Origin of the sequence: Caballeronia arvi (genome assembly GCF_001544695.2) — a bacterium.
Lineage (GTDB): Bacteria > Pseudomonadota > Gammaproteobacteria > Burkholderiales > Burkholderiaceae > Caballeronia > Caballeronia arvi.
In genome coordinates, this window is sequence record NZ_FCOM02000010.1 from 48,096 (window position 1) to 64,097 (window position 16,002).

The window sequence follows — 16,002 nt, forward strand, 5'->3', positions numbered from 1 at the left end:
AACATGCGTCCTTTCCCGGAGGTTCTGCTGAGTACGCGAAGCCGGCTTCCGAACGTCCGACGGCGAGTGCAGACCGACGGCAGTCTTATGCCGTGGCCAGCGAAGTGCGAGCGATGTTCCGCCAGAGAGTCGCTTAAAATTATCGTTTCGGCACTTCCCGAGGCCAATCATGCGCTCATGGCGGCTCGATCGCCCCAACCTCTCCGGCCATCTGGATCTGTCACGGGCGACGAGCCTGGTATCGGCCATCGGGTCTAACGACGCGAACGCGTTCGCTGCGGAAGTTCTGAAACTCCTGGGGGATGCCGCAGGCATATCGCAGTGCACCGTCTTTGCTTACGAGTTCAACAATCGTCCTCGGACGGTCTCGGTCGCAGACCACCGTGGCGGTCGATATTTAAGCAACGTCGCGGATACCTACGCCAAGACTTTCTACGCGTTGGACGGCAACCAGACGATCATCTCGTCTGCCCGTCCTCGGAAGCCCGATTCTGCCGTCTTGCTCCACCAGCAGGCCATCGAAGACATCTCTCACGAAGGGTATCGAGCCGCTTGCTATCACCAGCCGGACGTCTCGGGCCGACTTTCCCTTCTGCTGCAGCCCTCGCAGGATATCTGGCTCTCGGTCAATCTGTACCGTGACCGCAGGCGCGGCCATTTCCACGCGAACGAGATCGCGCTGATCGAGGCTTTTGCGCCGCTCATCGCCCAGACCGCCAGGCATCATTACGCGCTATGCGGCCAGATTCAGACCGGCATTCCGCAATTGATGCTGGCGCGTATTCGAGGGATCTGCCCCGATCTGTCGAAGCGCGAACTCGATGTCCTTTGCGGCGTTCTGGAGGGTCGTACCGCGAAAGACATCGGCGAACTGATGGGCGTCAAAGCATCCAGCGTCGTGACCTATCAGAAGCGCGCCTTTCGCCGCCTCGGCATTTCGAGCCAGCGTCAGTTGTTTGCCTTGTGCCTGGCTACCAGCCGGGAATGATTACGCACTGCGTCATCGCTCCGACCGTGCCTGGTCTTCTGCATGCCTGACACCAAGGGTTTTTCCTAACCCGTTTCACTCGCCAAGTCGTACCCATTTTGGGGACAGCGCGCGCGGGCGAATCTCCATACTCCACTCATCGCCATACCTCGCCGCCCTGACGAGCCTGACGCGATTGCATTGAGTGCCGCAACGCTCGACATAGAGATGAGTCTGGAGACAACCCGTATGGAAACGACCCCATTGGCTGAGCGCAGTCCGCTTCCTGACGGCCTGGAGAACGGTGCTGGATCTGATGATTCGCTGCGAGAGCGGCTTGTCATCGCCAAGGTCTCCCGGCATCTTCTCTGGTTTCTCTTCGTCCTGTTCTTCTTCTCGTTCCTGGACCGGATCAATATCGGTTTTGCCGGCCTGACCATGATGAAGGATCTCGGCCTGTCCGGCGTTCAGTTCGGTCTGGCGACCACGCTGTTTTATATCGCCTACATCGCGTTCGGCATTCCCAGCAACATCGTCCTTGCGCGCATCGGCGCGCGGAAATGGATCGGGACCATCATGATCGCCTGGGGTCTGGCCTCCACGGCGACGATGTTCGCATCGAGTCCGGAAACGCTTTACCTGTTGCGAATCCTCGTCGGCATCACCGAGGCGGGATTTCTACCAGGCATCCTGCTTTACATGACGTATTGGTTTCCCAACGCATATCGCGCGAGGGCCAACGCTTTGTTCATGATCGCGATGCCCGTCACGGCCGCGGTCGGCTCCGCACTCTCGGGATACATTCTGGCTCTGGATGGAACGCTTGGCCTCAAAGGATGGCAGTGGCTCTTTTGTCTCGAAGGTCTGCCCTCGGCGATATTGGGTCTGGTCGTATTCGGCTATCTGCGTGATGTTCCCGAGAAGGCAAACTGGCTCACCGCCGATGAGAAGCGCACGCTTTCGATGACCCTCGCGGCCGAACACAACGCCGACCCGGTGCCGCATGCGCCCGCCACCGAAGAAAGAAGCCTTCTCAGCGAACTCGTGTCGCCAACGGTCCTCAAATTTGCGCTCGCTTATTTCTGTCTGGTCAACACGCTTGCAATGGTTGCCGTCTGGACGCCCCTGATCGTCAAAAGCTTCAGCGCTGACGCGAGCAACCGGACCGTCGGGCTGCTGGCCGCGATCCCGCAAATCTGCACGATCGTTGCAATGATCTGGTGGGGAAGACGCTCTGATCGCAAGCAGGAACGCAAATGGCACCTGATGTTGCCGATGCTGTTTTCCGCTGCTGGCTGGCTTTGCACCGCCTATTCCATCAACCCCGTCATTCAGATGTCGGGCATCTGCCTCGCGTCGGCGGGATCGTACACCGCCATGTCGATCTTCTGGACCACCCCTGATCACGCATTGAGCCTCCGGGCCCGCGCCGTGGGGATCGCGGTGATCAACGCGACCGGCAACATCGGGTCGGCGCTGAATCCCCTGGTCGTGGGATGGCTGAAGGATCTTACCCATAGCTTCACGGCCGGATTGCTCTATGCAGCGGCATTGCTCGTGATCGGCGCCATCGTGGTGGCAGTGCTGCCCGTTCAGTCCAGGCGCTCCCGCGACGCGGAACTATCTGGCAACGCACGTTGATGCGGATTGCCCGACTCGGGGCAAATACACCGATAGCGTTACGGCGGCATCGAGACGCAGCACATGCATGCCTCTGCCCCCGCTTACCGGAATTCGTTAAGGAGAAGACGATGGAATTCAAAGCTTATCCCTTCACTGCAAAAAAATACGCTGGCCGGGTGCCAAGCCTCGACAACGGCATCGAGACGAAGCGACATGCAGTGACGATTGTCGGCGGTGGCCCCGTCGGACTCGCCGTGGCACTTGGCCTCGCCAATCACGGCGTTCCTTCCGTCTTGATCGAAGCCGATGATTCCGTGTGCCATGGCAGCCGGGCCATCTGTATCTCGCGTCGGAGCCTGGAAATCATCGAGCGACTGGGCGCCGTGGACGGGTTTCTGAAGACCGGACTGCCGTGGGCCGGTGGGCGCAGTTTTTATCGCGACACCGAAGTGCTGCACTTCAAGATGCCGCAGGACGACAACCAGAAGCTGCCTCCGATGGTGAACCTCGCGCAATATCACATCGAACAGTTTCTCCTGGATGCCGCGCAACGGCGGTCCGATCTGATCGACATCCGCTGGCAGACCAAGGTGACCGCCATCGATTCGCGTACGGACGGCGCCACGCTTCGCCTCGCGACTCTCGAAGGCGACTATTCGCTCGACACGGACTGGGTTGTCGCCTGCGATGGCGGGCGCAGCACGATCCGCGAGGCATTGGGCCTGCAACTCAAAGGGACGAGCTACGAGGGCCGTTACGTCATCGTCGATATCGAGCTCGAGAGCGAGCGGCCGACCGAGCGTCTTGCCTACTTCGATCCATCGTCGAACCCGGGCTCCACTGTGCTGGTCCACAAACAGCCTGACAACGTCTGGCGCATCGATTACCAGTTGCGGGACGGCGAGGACGCCGAACAGGCACTCAAGCCCGAGAATGTCATGCCACGAGTGCAAAGCCTGTTGGACATGATGGGCGAACGTGGTGCCTGGGCACCGATCTGGATCACGATCTACAAGGCCAATGCCTTGACCCTGGAAAGCTATCGTCATGATCGCGTGCTGTTCGGCGGTGATGCAGCCCATCTCGTGCCGATTTTCGGCGTGCGCGGCGCGAACTCAGGAATCGATGACGCGGACAACCTCGCGTGGAAACTCGCGTTCGTCGTCCGCGGCCTTGCGTCCGAAGGATTGCTCGACAGCTATTCGGACGAGCGTGTTTTTGCCGCCCACGAAAATCTCAGCTACGGTACGAAGAGCACAGAATTCATGGCGCCGCCCTCGTTCGCCTTCGAGTTGATGCGCAAGGCCGTATTGAGCCTGGCGATCAAGCATGAACGCGTGCGCTCTCTGATTAACCCGCGGCAGACTTCCGCCATCAGTTATACGGAGTCGCCGCTCAACTCGCCGCAAGCACAAACGGGCGCGTTTGAGGCTGGCCCTGCGCCGGGGGCCGTGTTGACCGAATGCCCACTGACGATCGTCGAGGACGGCAGCGCGAGGGAGGCTCATCTGACGGACTTGATCACGCCAAGGTTCACCGCCCTGCACTTCAGCGAAGACGGACGCGTACCGGTGGAATTCGCCGAACTCGAAGCAACGCTTCACGCGGAAAAGCTGCCTTTCAGGCTGATCCCCGTGACTTCGCATCTGCACCCCGAAACGAAAAACAATCACAACTGGGACCACACAGGTCGCCTGTTCACCATGTACGACGCCAGGCCCGGCACCGTCTACCTGGTTCGCCCGGACGGCCATGTACTGGGACGCTGGAATGAGGCAGCGGCTGCAGATGTCGCGGCCGCCATCCACCACGCCCTTCATATGTGATCACGACACCGATAAAGGAGAACGCCATGACCGACAGTGACCTCGACATCGTTTATACCCGGCTGTGCAAGACCATGACTCAACTGGGTGAGGCGAATGCTTCGCTTTTCCTCGCGCGGTTCGCCATGCTCGCGATCGACAAGATTGACGACGCGGCCGTCGCACTGAATTTAATCGACGACGCAAGCGAAGGAATGACTGAATCAGAGCGGCAGTAGGGTTTGAACCCAGAAGCTCACCTCTTCGTGCTTTCTCTGGCCTAAGGGCCGTGGTCGCAGTTATGTGTGAAGCGCTCACAGAGTCAAAAGCTTCGCGCTTTGCGCTCTTGTTCACGGCAAGGAAATGAGGAAACGTAGTGAACGTCCTGCTACGGCTCAACTTCTCTGTCGTGTCGTCGCCGATGACGACCCGGTTTAAAAAGGCGCAAACTTCTGGCGAAGCTTCGGTCAGTTGCGCAGCCTTGCGGGTACATCGGCCGCAGGTGCCGAAATCGACTTGTATCAGTCCATCTGTTCGAGCAGTCCAACGGGGGAATCATGTCTGAAACCGAGCCATGGACATGTCCGACCTGTGCGATTCCAGTCACCACGCCTTTCTGCCCGAGATGCGGCGAGAGCCCACTTCGGCCGCCCGATCTTACGCTGCGCGGGATCGGAACAAAGCTGCTGCATGCAGCGACGAGCATCGACGGGCGGCTTCTTCGGACAATCAGCGTTTTGCTACGTCATCCAGGCGAGCTGACGGTCGCGCATCTGAACGGAAAGCGGATGCCTTATGTCCCGCCGTTCCAGCTGTTTCTGATCTCAAATGCCATTTTTTTCGCGATGCAGTCGCTGACCGATACGCAAGTTTTCGGCTCGACACTCCAGTCGCATCTCCATCATCAGGACTGGAGTTCACTTGCGCAGTCATTGGTAGCCGAGCGCCTGAGAAAACTCGGCACCGACCTGCCTCAGTACACCTCCACATTCGACCGCGCAGCCGTGCTCAACGCGAAATCACTCATCGTTCTTATGGTGGTCCCATTCTCATTGTTGCTGTGGATTGTCTTGCTTTCCGCGCGAAAGCCTTTTATTGCGTACGTCTATTTCTCGCTCCATCTCTACGCATTCTTGCTGTTGTTGTTCTCGCTCGCGCTAGCCGTCGCGGCCGTGGAGGTCCGTCTAGGCGGTCTCGGACTCGGTTCGCCTGTCGTCGATAACATCCTTTCCATCATCAATCTTGGTGTCTGTGGGGCATACGTTTTTCTCGCATTAAAACCCGTCTTTGGATCTTATGGAATAGCGCGGCTCATCATATCTGGATCCATGGCGCTAGCGGCCGGCTTCATTGTCGTGGCCTATCGATTTGCTATTTTCCTGATCACGCTCTATACGGCGTAGAGACCGAAGATATCGGGTTAAAGGCGTGTGGAAATGAACACCGCGTCGCGAACAGCGGCGCGATCATGGTCGACATTCCTGGGATGCGCTTTTCCATTCCCGGTCCACTGAATCAAGTAAGATCATTTGAACACCGCCCATGTGGCTGATTGCTGCAATTCGAAGGCCGCGTGTTTCAAGCGTACGAATGTGCATGTGTTGCCGGGAGCCGATGCGATGCGCGTACTGCTCGTCGACGATCACGAACTCTTCAGAGCCGGTCTTGCGCTGCTCATTAAAGAGCTTTTCCAGGATGCCGAACTGCTGCATGCGAATACGTTGTTGCACGGAGTCGAGTCAGCGATGACCGAGAATCCGGACATCGTCTTTCTGGATCTCGAACTCCCCGACGGGCACGGTTGCGACGCGCTGGCCCGGTTGAAAGACGCACGGCCGTCCTTGCCCGTGGTCGTCCTGTCCGCTGACGAACGTGTGGAGACAGTCGGCCGATGCCTCGAACTTCGCGCGATGGGCTACGTACCAAAATCGTCGTCGCCAGAAGCACTCCATGCCGCGATCGTCGCCGTACTTTCAGGCGGGGTGTTCCTGCCCGCGGCGAGCATCGCCGGGCTGAGGCGCGGGATCGACACCGCCGGGGCGGCACGCGAATCGGGAAAAGCACAGCCGACGAACGGTGGCGCCGAACCTTGGGACGCTCCGCGCCTCGGACTCACGCCCCGCGAGTATGAAACTCTGGCGTGGCTCGTACGCGGGCTCCCTTCCAAAGCCATCGCGTCGAAGATGGGACTCGAAGACATCACAGTGCGCAAATACATCAGTCATCTGCTCACTCACTTCAACCTGCGGCGCCGCACTGAGCTCATCGTGATGCTGGCGGACAAGGGGATTACGCTCGGGACGCTGTCGGACACAGATCCTTCGCCAGATCGAGATTCAGATGCCGATGGGCGGCGACGAATCGGCTGATCTCGGCAAGCAACTCTTCCGGCGCGGATGACTTGCGCAGTAATACGAATGGTTTTTGAAAATCGCGCAGGACGCGCTCGGACAGCAGCTCCCCGGTGATGAATGCGACCGGAATAACGCCCGCCCACGCAAAGTGACGCCTGATCCGATCAGCTACCTCCGTACCGGTAGCGCCATCGCGCAGACGGATATCGGTGACGATGAGATCGGGAACGCGGCTGTCATCGGCAAGGATGGCCTCAAACCCGGCCATCGACTCGGCGGCGTACACGAGCGAGCCCGCGCTCGAGAAAAGGCGTCGCATGCCTTCGAGAACGGTTGGTTCGTCGTCGCACAGCAGCACGAACGTGCCGTTGAGGTCTGGACTGCAGAGGTTGTCATGCTGATTCGTCCCGACAACTGGCGCCGATGCCGAAACGGTCGCGTAGAGCGAAAAGCGCGATCCTCGCCCTTCGACCGATGCGAAAGTCATGGCGTGTCCCGGCAGAATACGAACCACGCGTTGTACGATCGAAAGCCCCAGTCCCAGCCCTTTCGAACGGTCGCGCCCCGGATTGTTGATCTGATAGTACTCGGCAAAGATCGCCTCCCGATGGGCGGGCGCAATGCCGATTCCGGTGTCCCATACATCTATGCGCAGCCGTTCACTCAACTTCACCCAGCCAAGCACGACGCCACCCGACGACGTGTTCTTGATCGCATTCGAAACGAGATTGGATATGGCTCGCTTCAAGAGCAGGCGGTCGGTCTCGATCGTCGGCGGATGCGCTCGCCGCGCTGCGATTCTCAGCTCGATTCCCCGCAACTGGGCCGTCTCCCGATATTGCTCGAAGACCTCAGTCAGCAGGTCGCGGGTATTGACCGGCGTAAGGCGGGGAACATACGAGCCGAGCTCACTATAGTCCTGGATGTCCTTGAACATGCCGAGAATGTCGGATGCGGTTTCCTCAATGACATCGAGGTCACGATCCACCGCGTGACCTTCCCGGATCCTCGTGCGGGCGCTGCGGATGAAGAGGTTGATCGCGGCGAGCGGCTGCTGGATGTCGTGGTACGCCGACGAAAAGAACCGCTCCTTTTCCTTGACGAGCTCCTGCATGCGCCGGTTCTGTTCGTTGACCGCACGCGCCGCGGCTTCGACGCGCGCCTTGGCCACGCGCAAGTTGCGCTGATACATGAATTCGCGCCTTGCCGAACGTTCCAGCGGAACGCTGACGACCAGCCCGATGGCATACGTCAGCGGCAGGCTCGTGGCGTGCGCAAGCATCGCCGACAGGTGCATGCCGAACTTCTCGCCCGGAGGCTGCAAGAAGAGCATCAGCAGATAACTCGCGACACAAAGGCCGACCAGCCACGCTGCCGTGATCGCCCGAAGCCGGAAGGCCATGAATATCGTGAACAGGGTGAGCGTCAGGATCGAATAATGTTCATGCCACGGCAGGGCGACGATCTGCAGCATTCTCAGGGTGGCGAACCAGGCGCAGAGCGTCCACACGCTGAGCAGCCCGACGGCCCACCGTTCGTCGAGTGCGCGCGGACTCCACATCAGGACGGCCGCGCCCATGCCGACCGCCGCAGCGGTTCTCACGAAAATGAGTTCGTCGTGGTGCAGACAGGCGGGATCGAGTATGTCAAGCCGCCCGAAATCGCGGATAGAAAAAACGATCCATAACGCGGTGAAGATCGCGATGGCGAGTCTTCGCTGACCGAAGAAGCGCTGCGCGTAGTCCATCTGGAACGCGCGTTCCTGAACCGCCGATCTGAACCTGCGCACCCCGAAACCTGACGATCTCATGACGATGTTCGATCAGCAGTGTCGCCGTCCGCGGATGCGGCAGCGTGCCATCCAAACAGAATAGCAGCATGTTATTCGAATCCGTATATACAAATGTAGCGGTATGAACGTGCCTTCCTGCTTCCGAATACCTACATCTTTCGCAGTTCGATTCGCGCGCCTGCCTACCTACGTGGCTGTCGAGAGCGTCGCTTCTAACCGAAAATCGATATGGCAGCTCCGGGAAACGAGAGTTGAGTTGTCTTTGAATGATCGCCGTGCACCCGAATCCTGCTCCCTGGCATTTACGAGGAGATTGTCATGAAATCAGTCGCTATCGCCGTCGCCACAGCGGCGGCGCTCTCCATCCCCCTTGCCGCGTTCTCTCAGTCGGATTCGACACTGACGCGAGCCCAGGTACGTGCGGAACTGCAGCAGATCGAACAGGCCGGGTATGATCCCGCCAAAAGCGCGGATGCGAGTTATCCGAGCGACATCCAGTCGGCAGAGGCACGGCTATCGGCCAACGGCCCAACCGCGTATGGCGGCGTGCCCTTCGGCTCATCGACTTCGGGCTCTCGCGCCGTCGTTCGCCCCGCCTCTACCGAAGACATGAAGCAGCTATATTTTGGAGGCCAGTAGCCGCTTCCCTTCCGCCTGTGGCGTAAGACGTGACGTTCGCGAATGTCAATGACTGGCCGGTCTCTGTCTTCCCTGGAGCCACCCGAAGCTCCGAAATCCACGTTCACGGCTGTTCGCTCGCCGAAGAAGAACTCAAGACCGGCCCGACTCACCAAGGGCTACACAACCCGCACTCCTGTCAAGGCCGTTCAATGCAAGACTGGAGTGTGATAAATCAACGTCGGAGCCAGCAGCCAGAGCATCGTCAGTACCAACACCGTTCCGCAGATGAACTGCGCGAATGTGAATCCGACCAGATCGCGCGCCTTCAGTCCGAGGATGCCGAGCAGCGGAAGCATCCAGAACGGATTGATGAGGTTTGGAAGCGCCTCCGCCGCGTTATAGATCTGCACGGCCCAGCCCAGATGCACATGCAGGTCGTTGGCAGCCTGCATCACATACGGCGCCTCGATGATCCACTTGCCGCCGCCCGACGGCACGAAAAAGCCCAACACCGCGGAATACACGCCCATCACCAGCGCGAAGGTGTCCGTCGATGCGATGCTCACGAACAGCGTCGACAAATGATGTGTAAGCGACTCCCCCGCCGCGCCCTTCGCCGAGGTCAACATGCTCGCGATCGCGCCGTAGAGCGGGAACTGAATCAGCACGCCCGAAGTCACCGGCACCGCCTTCGACACGGCACGCAAAAAACGCTTTGGCCGCCAATGCAGCAGCATGCCGAGCAACAGAAAGATCAGGTTGTACGTGTTGAGGCCGGAAATCGCGATGAGCCAGTTCTTGCTCGCGAACTCGTTGATCACCCAGCCGCCGCCCAGCGCCACCAGCACCAGAATCAGCATCGGGCTGTATTCGAGCCATTCGCCGGGGCGCTCGCGTGCAGGCAGCGCATCGTCGATCGTGTCGAGCGCGATGCCGAGATCGGCGGCGGTCTTCGCGCGCGTGGGTCCGGGGGCGGTCCACCACGCGATCAGTGTCGAGACGATGACGAGCGCCCCGGCGATACTCAGGCTCTGCCACAGAAACAGCGTCTCGCTGAACGGAATGACGCCGGTGATCGGCAAGAGTGTCGCCGGAATGCTCGCGGGATTCGCCTGCAACTGCGCGGCCGACGAACTCAGGCCCATCGCCCACGTTGCACCGATGCCGAGATACGCCGCCGCGCCCGCCGCGCGATAGTCCATGCGCAAGTCCGCGCGGCGCGCGAGTTCGCGCACCAGCAAGCCAGCGAACACGAGACTGATCGCCCAGTGCAGCAGCGAAGTCAGCACGCTCAGGAACGCCACGTACGCCACCGCCGAGCGTCCGCTCTTCGGCACGCGCGCCGCGCGCGTGACGAGCCGCGCGACCGGCGGCGAACTCGCGATCACGTAACCGGTGATCGCGACCATCGCCATCTGCATGGTGAACGGAATCAGGCTCCAGAATCCATTGCCGAACGACACAGCCACCGCGCGCGGCGATGCGCCGATCGCCAGCGCGCCCAGCGCCACCGCCAGCACCGTCAAAGCGACGAATACGAAGGCATCGGGATACCACTTCTCGCACCACGCCGTGACGCGCAGCGCGATGCGTTCGAGCAGGGGCGCGTCGTCTTCCGGCGCCCGCGCGGTTACTACGTTTCTGCTGTCGACCGACATCTCTGTCTCCTTCCTCTGGCTGTGTTCTCTCGTGGAACGTGAGGACCGATGGGTCCGCGTCAGGCGAGCGCCCGTGGCGTGAACGCCGATACACCGAGCGTGGTTTCGAGCAGTTGCGCCGCGCCCAGCAGTTCGAAATCGCCGCGCGGACGCCCGAGCAGTTGCAGCCCGACCGGGCGTCCGTCGTCGGTCACGCCGGCGGGAATCGAAATCGACGGACAGCCGGTCAGCGTCAGCACGAAAGTGAGGTACATCCAGTCGATATACGAATCGAGCGGCGTGCCGTCGATTTCGGTTGGAAAGCGCTGATCGACCGGAAACGGCGCGACCGCGACAGTCGGACACGCAAGGATGTCGTGGCGGCCGAAAAACGCGCTTACGCGGTTGAACAGTTCGCCGCGCAGACGTTCGGCGCGCGCGACGTCGGCGCCGCCTTGCTGAAGACCCTTTTCGATATTCCAGACGATCTCCGGGCAGATGCGTTCGCGCGCCGCATCGAGCAACGGACCGCGCACCGCCGCGACCAGATTCGCCCGCAACGTCTGGAACGCCTCGAAGCCGCCGCTGAAGTCCGGGCATTCGCCGTCCACCGCCGCGCCGTGCTCCGCGAAACGCAGCACCGCGCGTTCGCAGATGCGCGCGACCTGCGCCTCCACCCGGCCGATGCCCAGATCCGCCGTGAAGCCGATCCGGCGCGGCGAGCGCGGATGGCGCACGGCCTCCACGAACGGCACCGGAGGACGCGGCCACGACAGCGGATCGCGCGCGTCGAAGTGGGCCTGCGCGTCCAGCATCAGCGCGACATCGGCGACGGTGCGGCCCATCGGACCTTCGACCCACAGCGGATCGTAGGGCACGGGCGAGACGGGCCGCGGCACGCGCCCCACGCTAGGCCGCATGCCGACCACGCCGCAGTAACTCGCGGGAATACGCAGGCTGCCGCCGAGATCGTTGCCGGTCGCGAGCCATACCATGCCGGCAGCAAGCGCCGCCGCCGAGCCGCCCGACGAGCCGCCGACCGTCAGTTCCGTATTCCAGGGGTTGCGCGTCGCGCCGAACACGGTGTTGAAGGTGTTCGCGCCTGCGAACTCCGGCACGTTGGACTTGGCGAGCGGGATCGCGCCGTGGCGTTCGAGATTCGCGACCGTCAGATCGGACGCGCACGCTACGTTGTCCCGGAAGATCGGCGAGCCGTAGGTCGTCGGCACGCCCGCGAGGTCGTTATAGTCCTTCACGGCGATGGGCAGACCCGCGAGGTAGCCGGGCATCGCAAGCGTTTCATCGTCCGGTTTCGGGAAGCGGCGCGCCGCGTCTCGGGCCGCCTCGAAGCGGCGCAACGGCAGCGCGTTGACGGTCGGATCGACCTGCTCGATGCGCGCGATGGCGGCATCGACGAAATCGAGCGGCGAGGCTTCACGGCGCCGCAGCATATCGACCGCTTGCGTCGCATTGAGCGCGCACAGCCCTTCGGCCGCGTGTCGAGGAAGGATCGATGAAATCATGTGTGTCTCCGTTTTCGTCAGTCGGTGTGGAAGCGGATTGCCCTGCTCATCCGGTGTGATCGAGAATAGTTGCGTCATTCCAGCCAGGGAAATCACTTTCCCGGATAAAGCTCATAAGCGCCTCTACTGAGGCAGGACGCGAGAACGAGATGGATATTCGCCAGCTTCGAACCTTCGTGACCGTCGCGCGCTTCGGCAGCGTGACCAAGGCAGCCGAGGCGCTGCATGTGACGCAACCGGCGGTGAGCGGCCAACTCAAAAGCCTCGAAGAAGAGCTCGAAGTGCGTCTGCTGTCCCGCACGACGGCCTCCGTCACCCTCACGCAAAGCGGCGAAGCGCTGCTCGGCCGCGCGGAAAAAGCCATCGAGGCGTTCGGCGAGTTCATCCACGCGGCGCGTGGTTTTCGCGGACAGATCGAAGGCCGATTGCGCATCGGCTTCGTGATGCTCGATCCCGCGGTGCTGAGGGTCGGCCCGCTGCTCGCGGAGATGGTCGCGCGTCATCCGGGACTCAAGATCGACTTGCAGGTGGGCCGCACGAGCTGGCTGATCGATGCGCTGCGCAGCGCGGAAATCGACGCGGCGCTGCTGGTGTGCAAGAAGCGGCCTGAGGGAATGCACGTCAAGGTGCTGGATGCCATGAGCTTCCGCCTCGTCGTGCCGGCGTCATGGCCGCCGTTCGACGACTTCGCGCTGGAAGGTCTCGCGCACAAACCATGGATTCGCATGGCGCCGCGCAGCGGGCATCAGGAGGTGTTGGACGAGATTCTGCAACGTGCGGCGATCAAGCCGATCGAAACCGTCGAGGCCGATCACGAGCAACTGATGCGCGCGCTGGTCGCGGCGGGCGTCGGCGTCGGACTGATGCGCGAGGCGCTGGCAAACGAGGCGCGCGATGCGGGTGAAGCCGTATTCTTCGGCGAGCATCGCGCGAGCACTCAGGTGGCCTTCGTCTACGCCGAAGGACGCAGCGGCGACCCCGCGATTCAGGCGGCATTACAGGCGTTGAACACGGTCTGGCAAATCACCGGCGCGACCGACGGTGCCTCACAACCATAGGCTTGCCGATCGAATATGGTTGTTTTGAGTAAGGCTCATCGCCGACACCATCGCCTGCCTCGCTCGCCATTTGATTGCCGAATCAATGCGACGAAACATATTGCGACGAACCCGGCCCCGCCTCCGGCACCGCAAAATGCCGCTTCATCCTTCGCAATTCTTCCGAAGGCGTGCCACCGAAGAGCCGCTTGAACTCGCGGCTGAACTGCGACGCGCTCTCATACCCCACCCGTGCGCTTGCCGCAGCGGCCGTCATGCCTTGGCGCGCCATCAATAGCCTCGCCTGATGCAGTCGCGTCGACTTGATGTACTGGAGTGGAGACGTCTTCGTGGCCGCCTTGAAGTGCATATGAAACGACGGCACGCTCATCGTCGCTTCCCTTGCGAGCGTTTCGATCGTCAGCGCCTCGGCATAGCTCGAATGAATCTTGCGCAGCACTCTGGAAATGCGCCCGAAGTTTCCATCCAGGTCGAGCGCTGCACGCATCGAACTACCCTGCTCTCCAATGAAGACGCGAAAGTAAATCTCCCGCACCAGCGATGGTCCCAATAGCGCGGCTGCGAGCGGGTCACGCATCGCATCGAGGAACCGCAGCATGGTTTCGCCGAGCGCCAGATCGAGCCTCGTCGTGGCCATGCCGCCTGGCTCGCCCCGCACCACGCCGTTGCGCTCGCCGATCTGCAGCAGCACATCGGCAGCAAGCGTCGGATCGAGGCGCACGTACACCGCGAGCAGCGGCTCTTCCGCGGTGGCGTCGGTCTCCATGGAGAACGGCAGCGGCAGGGCCACGGCCAGATAGTGCTGCGCATCGTAGACATAAACCTTGCTGCCGAGATAGCCGCGCTTGCGGCCTTGCGCGATGACGACGATACCCGGCTCGTACAGCACCGGCGTGCGCGTCAGCGGACGGTTCGATCGCAAGAGGCGAATGTCCGGCATCGGCGTCGCGTTGTAGCCTTCGTTCGGCGCCAGTTCCAGCAGCCGGTTCACCATCGAGGCGTGTACCCGAGCCAGTGCTGCGGTTTCGGTTTCCATCGTCGGCAATCCGGGAGAGCGGTGCGTATTCATGCTTCGAGTTCGATATGGGCGATACAGGCGTGTTCATAGGATTGGGCAAGCTTCGCAGACAATCACGCGTTCTCCTCCCGTTACCGCATCCCTAACATTCGATCATGCATCCGCGCCGTGAGTCACGATGCGTCGATGCACTGGGAAGCGCTCACTTACTTCGGAGAATAAAGCATGATCGATGTACTCAATCCCGCCGACGGCACGGTCGTCGGGCAAGTCGAACATCATTCGGAAGCGCAGGTGCGCGCGGCCATCGACCGCACATGCGCAGCCTTTCCGGTCTGGTCGCGCACCCTGGCGCGCGAACGAAGTGATCTGCTGCGCAAATGGTTCGACCTCGTCAGCGCCGACAAGATCGCGTTCGCCGAACTGATGTGCCGCGAGAACGGCAAGTGCCTGTCGGATGCCTTCGGCGAAATCGAATATGGGCTGGGCTTCGTCGAATGGTATGCGGAGGAAGCCAGGCGCGTGTACGGCGATACCATCCCCACTCACGCGAAAGACGCAGCGGTGATCGTCACGAAAGAACCTGTCGGACCGGTCGCGTCGATCACGCCGTGGAATTTCCCCTTCATGATGATCACGCGCAAGGTGGCGACCGCGCTCGCGGCGGGTTGCACGATCCTCCTGAAGCCTGCCGAGGAAACCCCGCTGACCGCGTACAAGCTGCTCGAATACGCGCGCCGCGCCGGCATTCCGGAAGGCGTGTTCGAAATCGTGACCGGCGACCCCGTGCAGATCGGCAAGCTGATCACCGATGATCCGCGCATCCGGAAGATCTCGTTTACAGGTTCGACCGCGGTCGGCAAGTTGCTCGCCTCGCAGTGCGCCGGCACGCTGAAGACGATGACGATGGAACTCGGCGGCAACGCGCCCTTCGTCGTCTTCGACGACGCCGATCTCGACGCAGCCGCAAAAGCACTCGTGTCCGCGAAGCTGCGCAACAGCGGGCAGGTCTGCATCTCGCCGAACCGCGTGTATGTCCAGGCGAGCGTGCACGACACGTTCGTTCAGCGCGTCAAGGCGCTCGTCGAGGTCATTCCGGTCGATCAAGGTTTGCAGGAACGGTTCGTCGTCGGTCCGTTGATCAATCGGGCGGGCGTCGACAAGGTCGGCCAACTCGTCGACGATTCCCGCAAACGCGGCGCCGAGGTCGTGCTCGGCGGACATCCGCACGCCAAAGGGGGACTCTTCTATGCGCCCACGATTCTCGTCGACGCCGCGGACGACATGCCGATCGCTTCGACCGAAATATTCGGACCCGTCTTCCCGATCTATCGCTTCTCCACCGAAGCCGAAGTCATTGCCCGCAGCAACGACACCGAATACGGCCTCGTCGCCTATGCGTTCACTCACGATCTGGGCCGTGCGTTCCGGCTGTCGCGTGACCTCGAGGCGGGCATGGTGATTCTGAACTCCGGGTCGGTCGGCACGGCTTCGGTGCCATTCGGCGGCGTGAAGCAGTCCGGGTACGGGCGCGAAGGCTGTCATCATGGAATCGAGGAGTATGTGCACGTGAAATACACGCTGATGAGCGGTCTCGCCTGAAG

The 16,002-nt window shown here is 61.4% G+C and carries 13 protein-coding genes; 9 read left to right on the top strand and 4 right to left on the bottom strand.

All coding sequences use genetic code 11. The annotated features are described in order from the left end of the window. The first annotated feature begins 169 nt into the window (after nt 1-169). The 6 genes from AWB74_RS14175 (at nt 170) to AWB74_RS14200 (ending at nt 6,764) form a co-directional block, all read left to right on the top strand. Entirely contained in the window at nt 170-988 is an 819-nt protein-coding gene (locus AWB74_RS14175) for a LuxR C-terminal-related transcriptional regulator (RefSeq protein ID WP_061147383.1), read from the top strand. A gap of 228 nt (nt 989-1,216) precedes the next feature. Beyond that, nucleotides 1,217-2,608: a 4-hydroxyphenylacetate permease gene (hpaX, locus tag AWB74_RS14180; protein WP_087038997.1), complete on the top strand. Its 1,392-nt coding sequence runs from the start codon at nt 1,217-1,219 to the stop codon at nt 2,606-2,608. A gap of 110 nt (nt 2,609-2,718) precedes the next feature. Then, complete coding sequence (locus AWB74_RS14185) at nt 2,719-4,416, top strand: FAD-dependent oxidoreductase (RefSeq protein WP_061147384.1); 1,698 nt, start codon at nt 2,719-2,721, stop codon at nt 4,414-4,416. Between the two features lie 26 nt (nt 4,417-4,442). Beyond that, on the top strand, nt 4,443-4,634 hold the full coding sequence (locus AWB74_RS14190) for a hypothetical protein (RefSeq protein ID WP_061147528.1): 192 nt from the start codon (nt 4,443-4,445) through the stop codon (nt 4,632-4,634). Nucleotides 4,635-4,952: 318 nt separating this feature from the next. Next, nucleotides 4,953-5,798 (top strand): DUF3667 domain-containing protein, encoded by an 846-nt coding sequence (locus tag AWB74_RS14195; protein WP_061147385.1) that lies wholly within the window; start codon nt 4,953-4,955, stop codon nt 5,796-5,798. Nucleotides 5,799-5,924: 126 nt separating this feature from the next. Then, on the top strand, nt 5,925-6,764 hold the full coding sequence (locus AWB74_RS14200) for a response regulator (protein WP_160110251.1): 840 nt from the start codon (nt 5,925-5,927) through the stop codon (nt 6,762-6,764). Here AWB74_RS14200 and AWB74_RS14205 read toward each other — a convergent pair. Continuing rightward, nucleotides 6,685-8,223 (bottom strand): hybrid sensor histidine kinase/response regulator, encoded by a 1,539-nt coding sequence (locus tag AWB74_RS14205; protein WP_160110253.1) that lies wholly within the window; start codon nt 8,221-8,223, stop codon nt 6,685-6,687. The genes AWB74_RS14200 and AWB74_RS14205 overlap by 80 nt on opposite strands. A gap of 636 nt (nt 8,224-8,859) precedes the next feature. On the opposite strand from AWB74_RS14205, the gene AWB74_RS14210 reads away from it, so the two are divergent. Continuing rightward, entirely contained in the window at nt 8,860-9,180 is a 321-nt protein-coding gene (locus tag AWB74_RS14210) for a DUF4148 domain-containing protein (RefSeq protein WP_061147389.1), read from the top strand. A gap of 188 nt (nt 9,181-9,368) precedes the next feature. Here AWB74_RS14210 and AWB74_RS14215 read toward each other — a convergent pair whose 3' ends face one another. Continuing rightward, nucleotides 9,369-10,820: a short-chain fatty acid transporter gene (locus tag AWB74_RS14215; RefSeq protein ID WP_087039000.1), complete on the bottom strand. Its 1,452-nt coding sequence runs from the start codon at nt 10,818-10,820 to the stop codon at nt 9,369-9,371. Between the two features lie 59 nt (nt 10,821-10,879). Further along, a complete protein-coding gene (locus tag AWB74_RS14220) occupies nt 10,880-12,322 on the bottom strand; it encodes an amidase (protein ID WP_061147390.1) in 1,443 nt (480 codons plus the stop codon). Between the two features lie 149 nt (nt 12,323-12,471). Here AWB74_RS14220 and AWB74_RS14225 point away from each other — a divergent pair, with 149 nt between their 5' ends. After that, a complete protein-coding gene (locus tag AWB74_RS14225) occupies nt 12,472-13,380 on the top strand; it encodes a LysR family transcriptional regulator (RefSeq protein WP_061147391.1) in 909 nt (302 codons plus the stop codon). Nucleotides 13,381-13,462: 82 nt separating this feature from the next. On the opposite strand, the gene AWB74_RS14230 is transcribed toward AWB74_RS14225, so the two are convergent. Next, nucleotides 13,463-14,449: an AraC family transcriptional regulator gene (locus AWB74_RS14230; RefSeq protein ID WP_087039001.1), complete on the bottom strand. Its 987-nt coding sequence runs from the start codon at nt 14,447-14,449 to the stop codon at nt 13,463-13,465. A gap of 174 nt (nt 14,450-14,623) precedes the next feature. Between AWB74_RS14230 and AWB74_RS14235 the strand changes: the two genes are divergently transcribed. After that, on the top strand, nt 14,624-16,000 hold the full coding sequence (locus tag AWB74_RS14235) for an NAD-dependent succinate-semialdehyde dehydrogenase (RefSeq protein ID WP_061147392.1): 1,377 nt from the start codon (nt 14,624-14,626) through the stop codon (nt 15,998-16,000). Nucleotides 16,001-16,002: the final 2 nt, after the last annotated feature.

Coding starts and splice junctions, on each gene's coding strand:
- AWB74_RS14175 (WP_061147383.1), top strand. CDS start 170: ATGCGCTCATGGCGGCTCGATCGCCCCAACCTCTCCGGCCATCTGGAT.
- hpaX (WP_087038997.1), top strand. CDS start 1,217: ATGGAAACGACCCCATTGGCTGAGCGCAGTCCGCTTCCTGACGGCCTG.
- AWB74_RS14185 (WP_061147384.1), top strand. CDS start 2,719: ATGGAATTCAAAGCTTATCCCTTCACTGCAAAAAAATACGCTGGCCGG.
- AWB74_RS14190 (WP_061147528.1), top strand. CDS start 4,443: ATGACCGACAGTGACCTCGACATCGTTTATACCCGGCTGTGCAAGACC.
- AWB74_RS14195 (WP_061147385.1), top strand. CDS start 4,953: ATGTCTGAAACCGAGCCATGGACATGTCCGACCTGTGCGATTCCAGTC.
- AWB74_RS14205 (WP_160110253.1), bottom strand. CDS start 8,223: ATGCTGCAGATCGTCGCCCTGCCGTGGCATGAACATTATTCGATCCTG.
- AWB74_RS14210 (WP_061147389.1), top strand. CDS start 8,860: ATGAAATCAGTCGCTATCGCCGTCGCCACAGCGGCGGCGCTCTCCATC.
- AWB74_RS14215 (WP_087039000.1), bottom strand. CDS start 10,820: ATGTCGGTCGACAGCAGAAACGTAGTAACCGCGCGGGCGCCGGAAGAC.
- AWB74_RS14220 (WP_061147390.1), bottom strand. CDS start 12,322: ATGATTTCATCGATCCTTCCTCGACACGCGGCCGAAGGGCTGTGCGCG.
- AWB74_RS14225 (WP_061147391.1), top strand. CDS start 12,472: ATGGATATTCGCCAGCTTCGAACCTTCGTGACCGTCGCGCGCTTCGGC.
- AWB74_RS14230 (WP_087039001.1), bottom strand. CDS start 14,449: ATGAATACGCACCGCTCTCCCGGATTGCCGACGATGGAAACCGAAACC.
- AWB74_RS14235 (WP_061147392.1), top strand. CDS start 14,624: ATGATCGATGTACTCAATCCCGCCGACGGCACGGTCGTCGGGCAAGTC.